Source organism: Streptomyces sp. NPDC048255 (genome assembly GCF_040652415.1).
GTDB lineage: Bacteria > Actinomycetota > Actinomycetes > Streptomycetales > Streptomycetaceae > Streptomyces.
This window is the reverse complement of record NZ_JBEZMA010000007.1, coordinates 90,734-111,574: the sequence shown is the minus strand read 5'-3', so window position 1 is coordinate 111,574 and position 20,841 is coordinate 90,734. Positions and strand designations below refer to the sequence as shown.

General features: G+C 73.0%; 5 protein-coding genes. All 5 read right to left on the bottom strand.

From position 1 onward, the window contains the following. Positions 1 to 2: 2 nt before the first annotated feature. Genes AB0D94_RS09065 through AB0D94_RS09045 form a run of 5 tightly spaced genes read right to left on the bottom strand, consistent with a single transcriptional unit; the run spans position 3 to position 20,840 of the window. Complete coding sequence (locus AB0D94_RS09065; RefSeq protein ID WP_362047898.1) at positions 3 to 1,103, bottom strand: pyridoxal-phosphate dependent enzyme; 1,101 nt, start codon at positions 1,101 to 1,103, stop codon at positions 3 to 5. Beyond that, complete coding sequence (locus tag AB0D94_RS09060) at positions 1,100 to 2,656, bottom strand: condensation domain-containing protein (RefSeq protein ID WP_362047895.1); 1,557 nt, start codon at positions 2,654 to 2,656, stop codon at positions 1,100 to 1,102. The genes AB0D94_RS09065 and AB0D94_RS09060 overlap by 4 nt, the downstream gene beginning before the upstream one ends. Further along, a complete protein-coding gene (locus AB0D94_RS09055; RefSeq protein ID WP_362047892.1) occupies positions 2,656 to 13,089 on the bottom strand; it encodes an amino acid adenylation domain-containing protein in 10,434 nt (3,477 codons plus the stop codon). Before AB0D94_RS09055 ends, AB0D94_RS09060 begins: the two co-directional genes overlap by 1 nt. Next, positions 13,082 to 17,398, bottom strand: coding sequence for an SDR family NAD(P)-dependent oxidoreductase (locus tag AB0D94_RS09050; protein WP_362047889.1), 4,317 nt, complete (start codon positions 17,396 to 17,398; stop codon positions 13,082 to 13,084). The genes AB0D94_RS09055 and AB0D94_RS09050 overlap by 8 nt, the downstream gene beginning before the upstream one ends. Then, positions 17,391 to 20,840 carry an amino acid adenylation domain-containing protein gene (locus AB0D94_RS09045; RefSeq protein ID WP_362047886.1) on the bottom strand — a complete coding sequence of 1,150 codons (3,450 nt, stop codon included), beginning with the start codon at positions 20,838 to 20,840 and terminating at the stop codon, positions 17,391 to 17,393. The genes AB0D94_RS09050 and AB0D94_RS09045 overlap by 8 nt, the downstream gene beginning before the upstream one ends. Position 20,841 lies beyond the last annotated feature (1 nt).

Below are 20,841 nucleotides of genomic sequence, written 5' to 3'. Positions count from 1 at the left end.
TGTCAGGGTGTGGGCAGGGGCAGGTGGGAGCGCGGCGCCGGCTCGGGCGCCGGATCCTCCCCGTCCCCCCACGAGTGGTCGAGGATCTCGCTCAACGGGCCGCACAGCGGCTCGCCCGGCCCTCCGTCCTCGCCGACGCCCGGGAAGGTCTCCCGGGCGTCCTCGAAGTTGGCCTCCAGCCACTCGGGGGCGTACAGCGTGTCCAGGTACTTGTCCCCGAAGTCGGGCGAGATGCCCACCACGACGCTGTCGGGGGCGAAGCCGTCGGCGTCCGACGCGACGGCCTCCAGGACGTAGCCCGTGGACGAGCCGACGAGCAGGCCGTGCGCCTCCAGCGTCCGGTGGCAGCGGCGGACCGCGTCCCGCTCCGCCACGTGGACGATGCGGTGGACGCGGTCGGCGTCCGCGATCGCCGGACGGCTGCTGGTACCCAGGCCGGGCAGCCGGCGCCGCCCCGGCCGGGCGGCGCCGAACGTGACGGAACCCTCCGGCTCCACCGCCACCAGCTCGGTCTGCGGGGACAGCCGGGCGAAACTCTCGGCCAGCCCCATCATCGTCCCCGTCGTGCCGGTGCCGACGTACAGGTGGGTGACGCGCGGCACGGACTGCAGGATCTGCCGGGCCGTCCACTGGGCGTGGGCCCGTGCGTTGGCCGGGTTCGCGTACTGGTTGAGCCAGACCCGGTCCGGGTCCTGCGTCAGCAGTTCGGCCACCCGGTCCAGGCGCGTGCGCAGGTAGCCGCCCTGCTCGTCCTTGGTCTCCACCCGGTCGATCCGGCCGCCGTACGCCCGGATGGCCCGGAGGTTGGAGGCCGAGATGTTCGGATCGGTCACGCAGATGAACCCGTATCCGCGCATCCGGCAGATCAGGGCGACGGCGACACCGAGGTTCCCCGACGAGGACTCGACGAGGGTGGAGCGACCCGGTACCAGCAGTCCGCGCCGCTCCAGGTGCTCGACCATGAACAGCGCCGACTTGAGCTTGATGGAGCCGGTGATGTTGAAGCCCTCCAGCTTCAACATCATCCGACCCCCCGGAACGAGCCCGGCCATCTCGAAGAACACATCCGGGAAGTGCAGGTCGAGCGGGTTTCCGGTGATCATCCTTCGGACGCTCGATCCGCCGGCCAGTGGGCTCCGACCAGCTCCCCGAGGGTCACCCCGGGATCGGCCAGCACCCGCTCGACGACCTCGCCGAGGGCGTCGGTGAGGCCGCGCACCGTCTCCTCGTCCATGAGGGAGGTGACGCACTCCAGCGCGAGCCGGATGGTCTGCGGCATCTCGATGACGCTCAGGGTGATGTCGAACCGGCAGGCCAGGCACGGGAGTTCCGGCAGCGCTGCCCGGGGGTCGCCCGGCACCTCGCGGAGCCCTGTCCGCTCCCACGGGCCCGCGCCGGCGACGTCCGCGTGCGCCACGTTGAAGAAGGCGTCCACAAGGGGGTCCTCGTTGACGTTGCGACGGGTGGAGGCCCGGTCGACGATCCTGTCGTAGGGGAACTGCCCGTTGTCCAGGCCGGCGATGATCCTGTCGCGGATCTCCTGGGCGTACTGCATGAACGGCAGCCCCGGCCGCGGCCGGGAAAGGATCGGCACGGTGTTGACGAACAGCCCGATCTGGCCCTCCAGACCCGCACCGGTCCGCACGTCCACGGGGTGTCCGATCACGATCTCCCGCTGGCCGCTGTAGCCGTGCAGCACCGTGTGCCACACGGCCTGCAGGAACATCGGCACGGAGGATCCGCCCTCCCGGCAGAGCCGGCGGACGGCTTCCACCGTGCTCGCGCCGAGGTCCAGGTGCGCCCGCCGGGGCGGGGTTCCCCACAGCTCCGGGTGGGCCCGGGCCACCGTCGCCGGGTCGTCGGCCCGGTCGGCGAAGACCCCGTCCCAGTACGCGCCCATGCGGCCCAGCGCCGGATCGTCCCCGTCGGCCTGCCACACCGCGTAGTCCTTGTAGCCGAGGGCGAGCGGCGGGGCCTCCTCCCCGAGATAGGCCCGCACGAAGTCGCGCGAGAACACGGCCCGGGAACCTCCGTCGAAGACCAGGTGGTGCTTGTCGGTGACCAGGTAGTGCAGGTCCGCACGGACCTCCACCAGCCACGCGCGCAGCAGTGGCGCCTCGGTGAGGTCGAAGGGACGCACGAACTCGCCCGACCGTTCCGGGGTGAACTCCGGCTCGTGCAGCCGCTCCAGCCGGAACCCGGCCTCGGGAAGCACCCGCATGACCGGATCCTCGCCCCGCAGGTCGAACGCGGTGCGGAAGCCCTCGTGCCGCTCCACCATCGAGCGCAGCGTCCGCTCCAGCCGGTCCGGATCCGCGGACCCGTCGATCCGGAACACGTCGAGGATGTTGTAGGTCGTGACCTCCGGGTCCAGCAGCGCCGTGAAGTAGAGGCGCTGCTGGGCGGCGGAGAGGGGGTACCACTCGGCGGGCTCGGCGGCCGGGATGCCGGGGCCCGTCGCCCGGACCTCGCCGGCCCGGGCGACGGTGCGCAGCAGGTCCTCCTTGTGCCGCCGGATGAGCGCGAGGAGGTCCGGGTCGATCGCCCCCTTGGGAGCGTCGAGCGCGAGCCGGTCCCCGTCGGCGCGCAGCCGTACGCCCAGGCCGCGCAGCCGGGACATCAGCCCCTGGAGGTTGTCGGGATGGGGGGTGCTCATCAGATCACGATCTCCTCGTGGGTGTCCGTGGGCGCGGCGTCCTGAGCGCCGCCCGCCGCCCAGAGCAGGTTGTCGATCTGCTCGGCGAGGCTGTGGACGGTCGGGGCGGCCAGGAAGTCGATCAGTCGCACCTCTACGTGGAAGATCTCGCGCACCTCGGCGATGAGGGCCACGGCCTTCAGCGAGTGGCCGCCCACCATGAAGAAGTTGTCGGAGGGCGATGCCGAGGGCAGGTCCAGGACGTCCGCCCAGACCCGGAGCAGTCGCTCCTCCGTCGCGGTGCGGGCTCCGTCTCCCTCTGCGGGGCGGGGCTCCGAGGAGCGCTCGGCCTGGGGCAGGGCGTTCTTGTCCACCTTGCCGCTGGCGTTGAGGGGCAGCCGGTCCATGGCCACGTAGTGACCGGGCAGCATGTAGTGCGGCACCAGGGAGCGCAGCTCCTCCCGCACGGCGGGGATCCGCAGCCCCTCGTCCCCGACGAGGTACGCGTACAGCTCCAGCTCGCCGTCGTGCTCGGCGACCCGGGCGACCACGCGGGCGTCCTTGATCCCCGCGCAGGTGCGCAGCGCGGCCTCGATCTCGGCGGGCTCCACGCGGAAGCCCCGGATCTTCAGCTGGTCGTCGCGACGGCCCATGAAGTCCACCAGGCCGCCGGGGAGCAGGCGGGCCAGGTCACCGGTCCGGTACATGCGGTCCCCGGGCACGAAGGGGTCGGGCTGGAAGGGGCCGTCGGTCGTGTCCTCGGCGCCGAGGTAGCCGCGGGCCACGCCGGGCCCGGCTATGCACAACTCGCCCGCGATGCCTTCGGGGGCGGGCTCACCGTGCGGCATGAGGATGTAGACGCGGGTCTCGTCCACGGCGGCCCCGATGGGCACGGAGACGGTGTCCTCGTCGAGTTCCTCGATCTGGAAGGCAGTGGCGAAGACCGTCCCCTCGGTCGGGCCGTAGGCGTTGATCAGACGGCCGGCGCCGAGGCGGGCGACCGTGCGGCGGGCGTGCTCCGCCGACATGCGCTCACCCGCGACGACGAGGGTGCGGATCGGCTCCAGACTGTCCATCGCCACGTCCGCCAGCATGTGGAAGAAGGCGGTGCTGAAGAAGGCCAGGCCCACCTCCTCCCGTGTCACGAGCTCACGCAGCAGGGTGGGGTCGAGGAGTTCCCCGCGGGACGGGCAGACCAGCGTGCCGCCGTTCAGCAGCGCTCCGTACATGCTCACCGCGGAGACGTCGAAGCCCCAGCTCGTGGCCTGCAGCACGCGCTCGCCGTCGAGGATCGGCACGTACTCAGGGGTGTGGGAGACCCGGCGGACGCCGGTGTGCTCGACGAGCACGCCCTTCGGCCGGCCGGTCGAGCCGGAGGTGAACATGATGTACACCAGGTCGGCCGCAGCGTTGACGTTGGAGAGCCGGTCGCCGGACGCCGCCGCGATCTCCGGCGCGTCCGGGCGCAACAGCCGGACGCCCTCGGGCACCTCGTCCTCCGTCAGCAGGTCGCTGATGAGTACGCCGGCGCCGCTGCGGACCAGCAGGTCGCGGACCCGGGCCGGCGGCGTGGAACGGTCGAAGGGCACATAGGCGCCGCCCGCCTTCAGCACACCCAGCATGGCCGTGACGATGTCGTGCGGCTCGTCCAGCAGGAGGCCGACGGGGTGTTCGCGTCCGACGGCCAGGTCTTCGCGCAGCACCCGGGCCAGCCTGTTGGCGCGCTCGTCGAGCTCCGCGTAGGAGAGTCGGACGGCGCCGCTCACCACGGCCGTGCGCGTCGGCTCGGCGTCGGCGGCCCGCTCGAACAGCTCGTGCAGCGTGAGTTCGTTGTCGGGGACCGCCTCGAAGGTGCCCTGCCCGGAGGTCAGGCGCACCCGCTCGTCCTCGGTGACGAGGCTGAGGTCGGCCAGCGGCTGCTTCGGGGCTGCCAGGGCCTGGCGCACCAGGTGGGTGAAGTGGTGGGCCATCTGCTCGACCGTGTCGAGGTCGAACACGTTGGTGGCGTATTCCTGGATGACCTCGATGGTGTCCGGCCGCTCGTATGCGGAGAAGGTCATGTCCATCCGGGCGACGCCGATGCTCACCGGCGCCGGGGTGCCGACCGCACCGTCCATGTCGAAGCGGGCGTGGCTGAGGTCGGTGAAGACGAACATGTAGTCGAAGAGCGGGTTTCGGCTCGGGTCACGCGGGAGGTGGAGTTCCCGGACCAGCTCCTCGAACGGGTAAGCCTGGTGCTGGAGCCCTTCGAGGACGGCGCCGCGCACCTCGTTGGTGTAGGTCTCGAACGACTTGCCGTCCTCGGGCGCGGTCCGCAGCGGCAGGGAGTTGCCGAACATACCGATGATGTCCGCGCACGCCGGGTGGTAGCGGCCGTCCACCGGCGTGCCCACCACCAGTTCCTGCTGCCCGGTGTACTTCGAGAGCAGGGTGTTGAAGACGGCGAGCAGCACCATGTACGGGGTGACCCGGTGGGTGCGGCAGTAGTCACGGAGCCGGGCTGTCAGCTCGGCGTCCAGGGAGAAGGAGTGACGCCGGCCCACCATGTCGAGGACTGCCGGGCGCGGGCGCTGCGGGAAGTCCACCGTGGCCGGCGGGTTCTGGAAGCGGTCCAGCCAGTACGCGCGGTCCTTCCGGAAGCCGTCCGAAGTCCGGTAGACGTGCTCCCATTCGGCGAAGTCCTTGTACGTCAGCGCGGCGGGCTCCAGCTGCTCGCCCCGGTAGGCGGCCGACAGGTCGTGGAAGAACGCGCCGACCGAGCCTTCGTCGAACACGATGTGCGGCATGTCCAGCAGCAGCACGCGCTCCTCGCCCCGGGAGCGGCGGGCGACGGCCATCCGCAGCGGCGGGCCGGTCCGCAGGTCGTGCGGGGCGGCCCAGCCTCGCACCAGGTCCTCCAGCGACTCGTCCGTGACACCCAGGTCGGTCAGGGGCACCTGGACGGTGTCCAGGACCCGCTGCACCAGCCGGCCGTCCTCCATGTCGAAGGTGGTCCGCAGGATGTCGTGCTTGGCGGCTACCGCGTCCACGGCGGCTCGGAGCCGGTCGAGGTCGACGGGGCCGTCCACCAGGTAGGCCATGGGGATGTTGTAGAGGCGGCTGGACGGGTCCAGCATCCACAGGAAGAACATCCGCTCCTCGGAGGCCGAGGCCCGGTAGGCGGACTTGGCCTCGGCGCGCGGAATCGGGGCGTACGCGTCGAAGGCCGCGCCGAGCACGGCGTCGCTGAGTTCGCGCAGCGTGGGCCGCTCGAAGACGGTGACCACCGGCAGCTCGATCTGCGCCTCCTCACGGATCATCTGCACCAGCCGGACGGCGGTGATCGAGTTGCCGCCCAGCTGGAAGAAGTCGTCGTCCAGTCCCACCTGCCCGTGTCCGATCACGGCGCGGACAGAGCGCAGGACGAGGTCGTCCAGGTAGTGGCGGGACGTGGCGGGGGCTTCCTTGCCCGTGGGGGCGGCCGGCTCGGCCAGCGCCTTCCTGTCGACCTTGCCGCTGTCGTTGAGCGGGAGGACGTCGAGGACGACGAACTGGGCGGGGACCATGTAGTCGGGCAGCCGTTCGCCGAGTTCGGCCTTGACGGCCTGCGGGTCCGGGGTGCGTCCCGAGGTTCCCACGAGGTACGCGATGAGCCGGGCGCCGGCGCTTTCGGGCGCCGGGAAGTCCTTGACCACGGCGTCGGCGATGCCGTCGAGCCCGTGCATGACCCGCTCGATCTCGCCGAGTTCGACGCGCTGGCCGCGCACCTTCACCTGGTGGTCGTCCCGGCCGAGGATCTCGATGTCCCCGTCCTCGCGCCACCGGGCCATGTCACCGGTGCGGTACACCGGTCCGGAACGCTCCGGCTCGACGGGGTTGTACGGGAGGAAGGCCGAGGCGTTGGCCGGGGTCCGCTCCAGGTAGCCGCGGCCCACGGGCACGCCGGCGACCAGGAGTTCACCGCGGACACCGGGCGGTACCAGTCGGAACTCCTCGTCCACGATGTACACCGAGGCGTTGCGGATCGGCTTGCCGGTCGGGGTCAGGTCGGAGTCCGGCACCCGGGTTCGCGGGTGCAGGACGTCGTCGGCGGTCTCGGTGGCCCCGTACGCGTTGGACATGGCGATGTCGGGGAAGCTCCGGTACCAGCGCTCGACGAGCGAGGGCTTGAGCGGTTCGGCCTGGAGCACCACGTGCCGCAGGGCCCGGAAGAGAACCTGCCCGCCGGTGAGCGCGGGCTCGTCCAGCATCATCGCCAGGTAGCTCGGGACCAGTTCGAGGGTGCTGACGCGGTGCTCGTCCACCTGGCGGATGAGGACGGCCGGGTCCTCCACCACGGAGTCGGGGTAGACCCACACGGAGCCGCCGTTCAGGAGCGGCGCCACGAACTGCCAGACCGAGATGTCGAAGGAGCTGGGGGCGTTCTGGGCGAGGACGGAGTCACCGTCCACGTCGTAGTCCTCGATCTTGGCGAGGACGTGGTTCAGCATGGCCCGCTGCTCGATCACGATGCCCTTGGGCTCGCCGGTGGAGCCGGAGGAGAACATCACGTACGCCGGCGCGTCCATCGGCCGGTCCGCGACCGGGGCGGCGGACTCCAGGCGGGCGCCCTCGGCCACCAGGTCGCCGTAGCGCAGCCACGGCAGGTCGGTGTCGCCCTCGGGCTCGTGGTCGGCTTCCGAGACGACCCCGACGGCCTGGCACAGCTCCAGCACCTTGAGGTGGCGCCGGATCGGGTGCTTCGGCTCCAGCGGGACGTAGGCGGCCCCGCACTTCCAGAGGGCGAGGATGGTGACGAGGAACCGCTCGGAGCGGGGGAGCCGGATCCCGACGATGCTCTCCGGGCCGATCGGCAGCCGGTCGCGCAGGACCGCGGCCAGCCGGTTCGCCCGGTCGTCCAGCTCGGCGTAGGTGAGGACGCGGTCCTCACAGGCCACGGCGGTCCGGTCCGGGGTCGCGGCGGCCTGCCGCTCGAACAGCTCGCAGACCGTCAGGTCGCCCAGCTCGACGTCCGGGCCCCGGCCCCACCCCAGGATCCGGGCGCGCTCGCCCTCGTCCAGGATGTCGATGGCCGCCAGGGAGCGGCCGCTGTCGGCGACCATCTCGGCCAGCAGATTCCGGAACATGCCGGGGACCTGCCCGCTCATGCCCGCGGGGAGCACGTCGCGCTGCACGTCGAAGTCGCAGCGCAGACCGGAGCCCGTGTCGGTGATCGTCACCATGAGCGGGTACGGGCTGTGGCGGCGCGGGGCCACGGCGGCCTCCGAGACCGTCAGCCCGTGCATCCCGGGCAGCGGGACCTCGCGGTCGAAGACGATCACGTTGGTGAAGAGGCGGCGGGCCAGCCCGGGGGCCTGCGCGTCGACGGCGGCGACGGTGTCGGCGAAGGGATGCGTGTCGTGCTCCATGGCGTCCAGGAGCTGGTCCTGCATTTCCTCCACGCACGGGCCCACTTGGGCGTCACCCGCGACGCGGAAGCGCAGTGGCATCAAGTTGGTGCAGTAGCCGACCAGCTGCTCCAGGTGCGGCGGGCGCCCGGCCGAGGGGGCCAGCACGATCACGTCCTCCTGTCCGGTGATCCGGCGCAGCAGCAGGCCCCAGGCCGACACGAGGTAGGCGAACGGGGTCACGCCCTGGGCCGCGGCCTCCCGCCGCAGCCGGGCGAAGAAGTCGGTGTCGAGGGTGAGGGTGCGGCGCTCGCTGCGGAACGTGGGCAGTTGACCCTGGTCGGAGCCGGGCAGGGTCAGCTCCCCGGCCCCTTTGAGCAGGGTCGCCCAGTGGTCACGGTGAGCGGCGGCTTCGGGGGCCGCGGCCAGCTCCTCCTGCCAGGCGCGGAAGTCACCCGGCTGCGGGGCCGGGTCCAGCTTGGCCTCCGTGCCCCGGCAGGCCGCCGTGTACAGCTCCGCGAGGTCGCCGAGGAGCGGGACGGTGGACCAGCCGTCCGCGATCAGGTGGTGCACCCGAAGGTGCAGCAGGTGCCGCTCCGGAGCGGACTCCACGACCAGCACCTTCACCAGCGGGCCGCGCACCAGGTCGAACGGGTGCCGCTGGGCCGGGTCGAGGAGACGGTCCATCTCGGCCGGGCCGGAAGCCCGCTCGAAGGTGAGGACGTCGTCCAGGGAGATCTCGGCGACCGGGCGCACCCGTGCGGTCTCGCCGTCGGGGGCCATGGTCAGGCGCAGGCCCTGATGGCGGGCGAGCAGGCCCCGTACTGCCGTGCGCAGGGCGGCGCGGTCCAGGGGGCCGTCCAGCCAGAAGTCGACGTGCAGGTCGTAGGCGAGGGAGCCGTCCTCGGACACGTTGGCCAGGGCCCACAGCTGCTTCTGGGCCCGGCCCGCCGGGAACGTGAGGGCCTGGTCCTGGTCCTGGTCCTGGTCCTGGACGACCGCCGGGGCCGTGGCGGGCCTCGGGGCGGGGAGCACGACGGCGGCCTCCGGATCGGGCAGCGGCAGCGCCGCGCCGTCCGGGCCGTGGAGCGGGGCGAGCGCGGGGGCCGACGCGGAGAGCGGTGCCAGCAGGCCCGCTTCGCGCAGTTCGCCGATCGACTCGCGGATCGCCTTGCGGACGAAGGCCAGGTCCTCGTCGGTGTGCGAGGTGGACAGGAAGCAGCAGCGCCACTCCCAGATGTAGACGCCCTTCTCCAGGAGGTTGTAGAAGAACAGATCCATGTTCGCCTCGTGCTCGAACCGGAAGAGCGAGGCGAAACGGTCCACCGTGATCGGCACCTCAAGGGCGCTGAAGTCGGCGTTCAGGGCGTCGGTGAATCGGGCCGTGCGGCGGCCCAGGGCCTCCTGGAGCTCCGGACCGGAGGCGATCAGCTCGTCCAGAACGGTCTTGGCCGCGACCATCGACAGCGGGTGCTGGCAGAAGGTGCCGCCGAAGAAGGTGGACTCGACCGTGGGGAAGGAGTCGTCGCCGTAGTTCCACACGCCGCCGTCGATGGCGTCCATCACGCCGCCGCGACCGGCGACCACGCCGAGCGGAAGACCACCACCGATGATCTTTCCGTAGGTGGCGAGGTCCGCCTCGATGCCGTAGAGGCCCTGGATGCCGCCCGGGTGGGCCCGGAATCCGGTGACCATCTCGTCGAAGATCAGCTTCGCCCCGTGCCGGTGGGTCAGCTCCCGCAGCTTGCGCAGGAAGTCGGGCCGCTGGTCACCCGGGTGCCGGGTCGTCACCGGCTCCACCATGACGGCGGCCAGCTCCGCGCCGTGCCGCTCGATGTACTCCAGCGCGGCCTCGGTGCCGAACTCCAGGACGACCACGTCCTCCACGCTGCGCTGGGTCACGCCGGTGGCGATGGGCTTGGTCCGCAGTTCGCCGTCCACCCAGGTCGGGGCGGCGAGGACGGGGTCCGCATGGCCGTGGTAGCCGGTGGAGAAGATGACGATGCGGTCCCGGCGGGTCGCCGCGCGGGCCAGCCGCAGGGCCGTCATGACCGCTTCGCTTCCGGTGTTGACGAACGCGACCCGCTCCATGCCGGTGAGCTTCAGGATGCTCGCGGCGACATCCTCGACCAGTTCGGTCCGGGGGCCGAGGCCGAATCCGGTGTCCATGCGCTCACGCAGGGAGTCGATGATCGGCGCGTGCTGGTGCCCGAAGAAGTGCACGCCGAAGCCCATGGTCAGGTCGACGTACTCATTGCCGTCGAGGTCCCACAGCCGAGCTCCGCGACCGCGCTCGGCGACGATCGGGAAGAGCAGTTCCTTGGTGGACATGCGGAAGCCGATGGTGGACCGGCTGTCGGCGATGGCCGGGCGGAATCGCTGGGCGAACTCCTTCGACCGGGCCATTTTCGCCGAGAAGCGATCGGTGAACGCCTCCAGGTAGCGGGTGCGGGCGGCGGTGTCCGCGATCTGCGTCTGCGAGCGCATGCGCGGGGCGAGCGGGACGATCGGCGCGGCGGTCTGGGCCGGCGCGGACTCCGCCTTCGCCGGCGCGGCGGCCTGTGCCGACGTGGCGGGTACCGCCGCCGGCTCCGGGTGGGCCGCGAGCTCCGGCGCGGCGACCGGCTCGGGGCTCGCGGCCCGGAGCGCGGCGGGAGCCGGCACGACGATCTCGGTGGACGGCACGGAGGTCGCCGCCCCGCTCATGAGGTCGAGCTGGCGGCCCATCACCCGCAGCTGCTCCGCGGCGATGCGCTCGATGGCGGACATCGGGACTTCGGCAGCCGGGCCGGCCTGAGGCGGGACGACCGGCACGACGGACGCCGGTGCGGGCACCAGCGGCGCAGCCGGTTCGACGACCGGGGCAGCGGCCGGCGTGGGCGCGACGTGCTGCGGGGCCGCGGGCGCGGGAGCGACCGGCTCGGCGACGGGGGCAGCCGCCGGGGCGACCGGCTCGGCGACGGGGGCGGCGGCAGCCGCCGGGGCCGGTGCGGCGGCGGCCGTGGGCAGCCGGTCGGCGTCGGCGGTCTTCTCCAGGTACATCGCCAGCTCGGCCAGCGTCTGGAACTCCCGGAAGAACTGCCGCATCGAGAGCTTGCAGCCGTATCGCTCCTCCAGCGGCTGGAGGATGCTCAGCAACAGCAGCGAGTCGGCACCCATCTCCAGGAAGGGAACGCTGTCGTCCAACTCGTCCGGGTGGATCTTGAACCGGGTGGCCACGAGGGTCCGCAGTTCGTCCAGGAGCAGGGAATTCATCGGTACGTCCTCGTTCTGAACAGCCACGGCTGCGTATTCGGTGTCGGTGTGCTCGACCGGCGTCGCGGACGCGGGGGTCGGCACGGCCGGGGTGGGGGGTTGCGCGGGCTCCGTCTCGGGCCAGTGCCGCTTGCGGAGCATCGGATGGGTCGGGAGCGCGACACGTCGGCGCCGTTCGCCCGGGTAGAGAGTGGTCCAGTCGATCCGGTCGCCCGCGAGCCAGGCGGCGCCCAGCCGGGACAGCGGATCAGCACCGGCGGACGGCACGGCCGGGGGCTCGCCGCCCGCGCGCCCGGCGTCGCCTTCGCGGTACCGCCCCTCGGCCAGGGCGAGGGCCGCTTCCTCGTTGTCTGAGGCGATCCACCAGCGCCGGTGACGATGCGCCTGCCGGCCCCGTTGCAGGGTGAAGGCGATGTCCGCGGTCGGGACCTCGGGGTGGTCCTCCAGGAACCGGCGCAGTTCGCCGCCGGCCAGCTCAAGGGCCTCCGCACTCTTCGCGGACAGCACGAACAGGTGGTGCCCGGCCCCGGTCGGGGCGCTCACCGCGGCCGGCGCCTCCTCCACGATCACGTGCGCGTTCGTGCCGCCGATGCCCAGTGAGTTGACGCCCGCGATGCGGCGCCCGTCGATGGGCCGCCACTCGCTCGACTCGGTGCTCACGTGGAACGGGCTGTTCAGGAAGTCCAGTTCCGGGTTGGGCACGTCGAAGTGGAGGCTGGCCGGGATGGTCCGGTGGCGCAGCGCCTGCACCGTCTTGATCAACGCGGTCACGCCGGACGCGGAATCAAGATGGCCGACGTTGGACTTCACCGAGCCGATGGCGCAGACGCCCCGCAGGTCCGTGTCGAACGCCTTGGTGAGCGCGGCCAGTTCGACGCTGTCTCCCAGGGGCGTACCGGCGCCGTGGGTCTCGACGTAGCCGATCATCGTGGCGTCCACATCGGCCGCGAGCATGGCCTCGCGGACGGCACGCGCCTGGCCGGAGATCCCCGGGGCGGTGTAACCGGCCCGCCGGGCACCGTCGTTGTTGACGACCGAGCCCCGGATCACCGCGAGGACGTTGTCCCCGTCCTCCAGTGCGTCCTCCAACCGCCGCAGTACGACGACGCCCGCGCCGTCACCGAAGATCAGCCCGTTGCCGGCGGCGTCGAAGGGGCGGCACCGCCCCTCGCGGGACAGCGTGCCGCCCTCCTGGTGGCGGTAGCCCACGTGCTGCGGCAGCCGCAGGGCCACCCCGCCGGCGAGGGCGAGGTCGCACTCCCCGTCGAGGAGCTGCTGACAGGCCAGGTGCACGGCCACCAACGAGGTGGAGCAGAAGGTCTGCACGGTGAACGCGGGACCGGTGCAGTCCAACTTGTAGGCGACCTTGGTGACCAGGGCATCTGGCTCGTTGCCCTGCTTGACGAAGGCGTCGGTGACGTTGTCGTACTCGGGCCGGTCCAGCAGGTCCTGATAGCCGCTGCGGCGCGTTCCCGCGAACACGCCGACAGCCCCGTCGAAGGTGCCCGGACCGTGGCCCGCCTGCTCCAGCGCCTCGTGGCAGACCTCCAGGAAGATGCGCTGCTGCGGGTCCATCAGCTCGGCCTCGCGGCCGGTGTAGCCGAAGAAGGCGGCGTCGAAGTACTCCACGTCCCGGAGGTGAGCCCCGCGCTTGACCCAGTCCGGGTCCCGCACGGCCGCCGGGTCGGCGCCCGCGCGCAGCAGTTCGGCGTCCGAGTAGGTCCGGACGGTCTCCTGCCCCTCCTCGATCACCCGCCACAGTTCGGCCACGCTGTCGGCGCCGGGGAACCTCCCCGCCATGCCGACGACGGCAATGCTCGGATGGTCATTCACTGGTGAGACCCTTCCTGGTTCTGCGGGAGGCACGGGCGCGAGCACGCCGGTCCACCCGTTGTGCCGCATTCGCCAACTCGTCGTCGGGGACACCGCCCGCGTTCGCCCGCAGACGATCGGCCAAGTGCGCGACGGTCGGCGCCTCCAGCAGGTCCGTCGCCTGGAGGGGGAACCCGAGGCTCTCCTCGATCCGGAGGGCGAGTTCCACGAGGAGCAGCGAATTGCCCCCCATGTCGAAGACGCTCTTGTCGTACTGGTCGACCTCGCAGTGCAGGACCTCGCCCCACACCCGGGCCAGCCGCTGTTCCAGGTCCTCTCCGAGGGAGACCGGAACGGGTTCGGGGCCCGAGCCGGGTGCGGGGCTCTCCCCGGCCGCCGGGGGACGGCCGGTCGCCCAGCGGCGGATCCGGGCGTCCAGGTCCACGGTGGAGACCGCCAGGCGCCGCTCCCCGGCCTGTCGCAGGACCAGGTCGAAGGCCGCGGTCCCCTCCTCGGGGGTGAGGGCAAGTCGACGCAGCTCCTGCCAGGACTCCGAGGCGCCGTCCGTGACCGGCTGCTGTCCCGGGAGGTCCCAGCCCTCCCAGTTCACCGTGAACCGGTCCGGCCGGGCCGAAGCCATCGCGTCGAGGAAGGCGTTGGCCGCCGCGTAGCCCGCGTAGCCCAGACCGCCGACCAGGGACGAGAGCGAGGAGACCATGCAGCCGAAGTCGACGGGCCGGTCCGCGAAGACCCGTTCGAGGACCAGGGCGCCGACGACCTTGGGGGCCATGACCTCACGCCAGGCGTCCCGGTCGGAGCGTCCGATCCACCGGACCGCCTGGTCCAGCGGGACCCCTGCGGCGTGGAACCAGCCGTCGATCCGGCCGAACCGACGGCCTGCCTCGGCCACCAGGTCCGCCATGGCCCGTACGTCGGTCACGTCGACGGAAGCGACCAGCACCTCGGTGCGTTCGGCCAGGTCCCGCACCCGCGTGACGCGTCGGCCGAGCGGGTGGTCCGGGCCGTGCTCGCGGAGCCACGCGTCGTACTCGGCGGGCTCCGGGAAGGCGGACCGGCCGGTCAGGACCAGCCGGGCGCCCACGGTGGAGGCCAGGTGCTCGGCGAGGGTCAGGCCGATCCCGCCGAGCCCCCCGGTGATCAGGTACGTGCCGCCGGGGCGCAGGGCCGACGGGGCCGGGGCCTCGTCGCCGGCCGCGTGCTCGAACCGTCGCGCCCACCTCCGGCTGCGGCGGAACGCGATCACCGGCTCGTCGGCGGGGCCGTCCAGCTCCGCCAGCAGGCGCTCGGCGGGCACCGGGTCGTCGCCCGGGTCCAGGCAACGGGCCGTCAGGCGCGGGAACTCCTGGGGGATCACCGCGGCGGCCCCGAGCACCGTGCTCGTGGCGGGCGAGACGGTCTCGCCGCCCAGCACGTCGAAGAGGCCGCGGGCGACGACCCGGATCCGGGCGCCCGAACCGGTCGGGGACCGTCGCGCCAGCTCGCCGGCCAGCTCGACCAGGGTGTCGAAGCCCCGTCGTCGGGCGTTCTCCACCTCCTCCGGGTCCAGCCCGGAGCCGTCGTCCAGGGACCACAGATGCACCACCGTGCCGGGCAGCGAACCGTCCTCGGCGAGCGCCGCGAACAGGTCCCGCACCCCTGTGGGGGTCGTCGGGTCGACGGTGAAGGAACCGGATCCGGTCCGTGCGAACCCCGTGCCGGCCCGCGCGGTGACGGTCGGCACCCCGTGGCGGGCCAGTTCGGCGCGCAGCGCCGACCCCAGGCCGCCCTCGTCGGACAGCAGCAGCCAGGGCCGGGAGTCGGAGGGTGCGCCGAACGACCGTCCGAGGGGCAGCCGTTGCCAGGACTCGGCGAACAGCCAGTCGGCGGGCCGTTCCCGGCGCGTGGGCTCCTCGGGGGCGGCCGGGGTGGCGGCCGGGGCCGTCGCCGTGACCGCCTCGGGGGCGGGCGTGGCGCGGGCCACGTGGCGCCGCCGGTGGAACGGGTGGGTGGGCAGAGGGACCCGGCGGCGGCGGCCCGGCCGCCAGCCGGTCCAGTCCACCGGAACGCCCGCCGTCCACAGCAGGGCGGCGGCGTCCAGCACGCCGAAGCGCGCCGGCCCGCGCCCACCACTCGCCGGGCAGGGCACCATCGCGCCGGCCGGGGCCGGCGCGGTCGCGTCCGCGCCCACCGCGAGAAGCAGGGCCTCGGGGGCGACCGCCGCTGCGAGCGCCGCCGCCAGGTGGGCGGCATGGCCGAACCGCTCCGCCCAGCGCCGTGCCTCGGCGAGCTCCTCGCCCCGGAGCGGGCTCCCGGTCGCGGCCGAGTAGACCGGCACGGAGCCGGCCCGCGGGGTCAGGACGGGGGCGGTCGGCAGCAGGCCGGCGTCCCACGCCAGCACGGCCAGGGCCTCGCGCCGGGTCAGGACCCCGGCCAGGCAGGCAGCCGACAGCTCTCCGACGCCCGTCCCCACGAGGGCCGCGGGCGCCACGCCGGACCGCGTCCACAGCTCGGCCAGGGCGTGTCCCGCGACGAACGCGGTGAGCCCGGGGTGGTCGGACGCGGCTCCCCCGTCGAGGGCAGCGGTGACGACATCGGCAGCGGTGGCGGGGGCCACCCCGACCTCGACCAGTTCCTCCTCGAACAGACGGACGGCAGCCCGCAGCGCGGGCGCCTCCTCCGCGACGGCGCCGAACCCGGCCGCCGCGGCCGGCCCCAGCAGCAGAGCGACCTCCGGGGCGAACCCGACCGGCGGCACGTCCCCGGACCGGGCGGCCCGGCGCAGCCCGTCAGCCGCCTCCCGGAAGTCGTCGGCCACGACGGTCCGCCGGTACGGGAACTCCCGCCGCCCGGCGCGCAGGGTGAAGGCCACGTCCGCGAGGTCGGGCCGCGGATCCTGGTCGAGCCGGTCGGCGAGGGCCCCGAGCACCTCGGTCAGGGCCCGGGGCGAGGCCGCGCTGACGGCCACGAGCTGCCGTCCCGCGGTTCCCAGCGCGACGGGCAGGTCCCGGGGCGCCTCCTCCAGGACCACATGGGCGTTGGTGCCCCCCATGCCGAAGGAGCTGACCCCGGCCCGCCGGGGCAGGTCGCCCGCGGGCCACGGCTCCGGCTCGGTGTTGATCCTGAACGGGCTCGCGGCCAGGTCGAGTTCCGGGTTCGGGCGGTCGAAGTGCGGATGCGGGGGGATCTCGCCGTGGTGCAGGGCGAGCACGGTCTTGATGAAGCCGGTGACCCCTGCCGCCCCCGCCAGGTGCCCGACGTTGGCCTTGACCGAGCCCAGCACGCAGTACCCGCGCCGGTCGGTCCCCTCTGCGAAGGACTCGTGCAGGGCCGTGAACTCGACCGGGTCGCCCAGGACGGTCCCAGTGCCGTGCGCCTCCAGATAGGAGATGTCATCGGCCGAGACCTCGGCCACGGCGTGAGCCTCGGTGATGACCTCGCGCTGCCCGTCGACGCTCGGGGCGGTGAAGCCGACCTTGCCCGCGCCGTCGTTGTTGACGGCAGAGCCCTTGACCACGGCGAGGATCCGGTCACCCTCCGCCACCGCTTCGGTGAGGCGCTTGAGGGCGACCACCCCCAGCCCGTCGCCGAAAGCGGTGCCCGAGGCCGCGGCGTCGAACGGCCGGCAGCGGCCGTCCGGCGAGAACATCAGGCCGTCCTGGTACCGGTAGCCGGGGTGCGGGCTGACGTGCACCGATACGCCCCCGGCGAGCGCGATGTCGCACTCACCGTTCAGCAGGCTCTGCACGGCCGTGTGAATCGCGACCAGCGAGGTGGAGCACCCGCTCTGGACGTTGACGCTCGGGCCGGTCAGTCCGAGCTTGTACGACAACCGGGTCGGCAAGTAGTCCTTGTCGTTGCCCAGCATGATCTCCGTACCGGCGAGCGAGAGCAGATCGACCTCGCGGGCCAGCACGTTGGGGAGGTAGGTGTTCATCGACGCTCCGGCGAACACCCCGATGGAGCGCCGTTCCGCCGTGCCGGCGAACCCGATGGTCTCCAGCAGCTCCCAGCCGGCCTCCAGGAAGAGCCGCTGCTGCGGATCCATCAGTTCGGCCTCGCGCGCGCTGTAGCCGAAGAACTCGTGGTCGAAGCCGAATACGTCGGACAGCCCTCCGCCGGTCCGGACGTACGCCGGATCGGACACCAGCTCGTCGGGGGTGCCGGCGGCACGCAGTTCCTCGTCGCTGAGGGTGGTGACACAGTCGTCGCCGACGCGCAGCCGCGACCAGAACTCGTCACAGTCCCGGGCACCCGGGAAGCGCCCGTGCACCCCGATGACCGCGATGTCCTCGGCCCTGAGGACGGGCCCGTCCTCGACGCGGTCAGGCATCGTTCTCTCCGATCGTGTGGTCTCGGTGGCCTCGGTGGTCGCGCCGCAGCGCCGCCCGGTTGCCACCCGTGTTCCGGCGCATCGCTGCCCGGCGCCGCCCGGCGCCCGGGGCATCGCCGTCCGGGCCTGCGGCCCGGGTCGGCGCCGGGTCACCGGCCGCGTTCCGCTCTCCGGCGGCGAGGCGCCGCGCCTGAGCGGCGACGGTGGGGTGGCCGAACAGCTCGGAGACGGCCAGGCCGGTGCCCCCGGGCAGTTCGCAGAGGGCGCGGTGCACCCGGAGCAGCAGCATGGAGGTGCCTCCGAGGTCGAAGAAGTTGTCCGTCGGCCGCACGCCCTCGCGGCGCAGCACCTGCTCCCAGACGCCCGCCACGGTCCGTTCCAGCCCGGCCGCGCCGACGGGGGCGAGGGCCTCGGCAGCGGGCGCCGGCGCGGCCGACCGGACGCTCGACACCCGGCGGGCCAGCTCGCCCCGGTCCACCTTCTGGTTCGGGTTGAGTGGCAGGGCGTCCAGCACGACGAACGAGGCGGGCAGCATGTACTCGGGCAGTTCCCCGCGCAGCCGGGCGCGCAGCGCGGCCTCCTCGGGGCGGCCGCCGGGAACGGGGACGACGCACGCGGTGAGCCGCCGTCCGTCGTCGTGCGCCCCCTCGACCAGGACCACCGACCGCTCGACGGCGGGGTCGCGGTCGAGGACGGCCTCGATCTCCTCCAGTTCGATGCGGTAGCCGCTGACCTTCACCTGGTTGTCGACCCGCCCCAGGATCTCCACCAGACCGTCGGCGTTGACCCTGGCCAGGTCCCCGGTGCGGTACATGCGTCCGCCGTCCGCCACGAAGGGGTCCGCGAGGTAGCGCTCCCGGTTCAGCTCGGGGCGGTTGTGGTAGCCGCGGGCCACTGCGGGGCCGCCGACGTACAGCTCGCCGGTCACCTCGACGGGGACGGGCTGCCGGTGGGCGTCGAGCACGTACGTCTCGGCATGGGACAGGGCGACACCGACGGGCACGGACACTCCACCGCAGTCCTCGGGTCCGACCGCGTGCGCGGTGACGCACACCGTGGTCTCGGCCGGGCCGTAGAGGTTCCACAGGGTGCCGCACCAGCCGAGCGAGGAGCGGGCGAGTTCCGCGGTGAGCAGTTCACCGCAGGAGAAGGTGTGGCGCAGCACGAGCCCGCCGGAGCCCCGCCGCCCCACCTCGGCGGCGAGCCCGTGGAGCGCGGACGGAGTCTGGTTGAGGTGGGTGACCCGCTCCTCGATCAGCAGCGAACGGACGGCGTCCGGTGCCCTGGCGACGTCGGCGGGCACCACCACGAGGCAGGCGCCGGAGAGCAGTGAGCCCCACAGCTCCCAGACCGACACGTCGAACGCGGTCGAGTGGAAGAGCGTCCACACCGCGACCGGGTCGGGCTCGATGTGCTCGCGCATGGCGTCCAGCAGCGCGAGCACATTGCCGTGCTCGACGTCGATGCCCTTGGGCGCGCCGGTGGATCCCGAGGTGTAGACGGTGTAGAGGAGATCGCTCGGACCCGGTGCCGGCGTGTCCGCCGTCCCTCCGGAAGCGGAGCCGGCGCCGGTGGGGTCCTCGTACTCGTCCATGGTCAGGACGCGCAGGTCCGGGTCGGCGTCCTCGATCAGGGGGGCCAGGTTCCGGGTGGTCAGCACGACCCGGGCACCACAGTCCGCCAGGAGGAAGCGCAGCCTGGCGGCCGGGTTGTGCGGGTCGAAGGGTACGTACGCGGCCCCGCGCTTGAGGGTGGCGACGACTGCCGTCACGGTGTGCAGGGAGGGTTCCAGCAGGAGCGCGACCCGGTCGCCGAACCCCACCCCCTCGGCGCGCAGGCGCTCGGCCCACCGGGCACCCGACGCGTCGAGGTCCCGATAGGTCAGCTCCCGACCCCGGCAACGCGTGGCGGGCCGGTCCGCGTGGCGGGCGACGGAGTCCTCGAAGCGCCGCAGCAGGCTGTCCCCCGCCGTCGGCGCGGGCCTGCCCGCGCGGGCCGCTCCACCCCGCAGCCGGACTTCGGCGAAGGGCAGGAGGGCGACGCTCCGGTCCGGATCCTCCAGAGCCGCGTCCAACAGCGTGCGGAAACGTTCCACCAGATCACGGGCGGCACGGGCGGAGAACACCGTCGGCCGGTACTTCAACGTGGCCAGCAGACGGTCGTCGTCCTCGATCGTCTCCAGCAACAGGTCGAGCTGCCCCTCCTGTTGGGCCAGCCGGTAGGGCCTGAGGCCCAACCCGCCCCAGGGGATCGGGTCCATGGACGCCCCCGCGGGCGTCTCCCCCCAGTGCAGCGCCGCCAGCCCGGGGAACTCCCGCGGCTTCTGGTGGATGAACATGCTCTGGAAGACCGGGTTGACCCCCGAGGCCCGGCGCGGCGCCAGTTCCTCGACCAGCAGCTCGAAGGGGTATTCCTGGTGTTCCAGGGCCTCGATGACGGCCCGCCGGGTGCGCCGGACCAGGGTCGTGAACGACGGCCGGTCCGCCAGGTCGGTGCGCAGCACGACCGGGTCGGTGAAGTAGCCGAAGGTGCCCGCGGCGGACGGGACGGTCCGCCCGGCGACCGGGGTTCCGATCAGCACGTCCTCCTGGCCCGTGCTGCGGGCCACCAGGACGGTGAAGGCGGACGCCAGCACGGCGTAGACCGTGACGTTCTCCCGGCGGGCGAAGTCGTGGACCCGCTTCGCCAGGACGTCGTCCAGGGCGAAGCGGATCGACTCGCCGGAGGACGGTTCCGCCCCGGGATCGGTGCGGAACGCAGGCCACTGGGTGACCGGCAGCTCGCCGGCCAGGGTCCGGTGCCAGTGCTCCCGGGCCCGCCGGCCGTCCTCGCCGGCCAGGAAGGCGCGCTGGTGCGCGACGTGGTCGGTGTACGGGGCCGGGTTCCCGGACAGCCTGGCGGGACGCCCCTCGCCCAGGGCCGCGTACAGCTCGGAGAGTTCGCCCAGGGCCAGTTCCAGCGAGCGGAAGTCCGCCACCAGGTGGTGGACCGCGAGGAGGAGGACGGTCTCGTCGGTGGCCGTGTGCCACAGGGCCGCCCGGATCAAGGGGCCGTCCTGCGGGTCGAACGGCCGCGCGTGGCTCGCCTCGACGGCGCTCCGCAGCCGCTCCTGCGGCCACCCGTGCGCAGCCGTCTCCTCGAAGCCGGGGTCCAGCCAGCCGCGCACCGTCTGCGCGGCCTCGCCGTCCACCTCGCCGAACGTGGTGCGCAGGGCCGGGTGCCGGGCCACCAGGGCCCGCAGGGCCTCGCGGAAGCGGTCCGCGTCGAGACCTCCCTCGACGCGTGCGGCGAACGCGATGTGGTAGGAGGCGCTGTCGGGCGCCATCCGGTGCAGCAGCCACATGGAGCGCTGGCCGTACGAGAGTGCGTGCGTGGTGCGCACCGCCGCCGCGCGCTCGCGCAGCAGCGCAGCCACCCTCGCGCGGGTGCCGTGGTCGTTCATG

What these genes read in the sequence shown, in the direction of transcription:
- AB0D94_RS09045 (WP_362047886.1), bottom strand. Translation starts at nt 20,840, where the DNA reads ATGAACGACCACGGCACCCGCGCGAGGGTGGCTGCGCTGCTGCGCGAG.
- AB0D94_RS09050 (WP_362047889.1), bottom strand. Translation starts at nt 17,398, where the DNA reads ATGCCTGACCGCGTCGAGGACGGGCCCGTCCTCAGGGCCGAGGACATC.
- AB0D94_RS09060 (WP_362047895.1), bottom strand. Translation starts at nt 2,656, where the DNA reads ATGAGCACCCCCCATCCCGACAACCTCCAGGGGCTGATGTCCCGGCTG.
- AB0D94_RS09065 (WP_362047898.1), bottom strand. Translation starts at nt 1,103, where the DNA reads ATGATCACCGGAAACCCGCTCGACCTGCACTTCCCGGATGTGTTCTTC.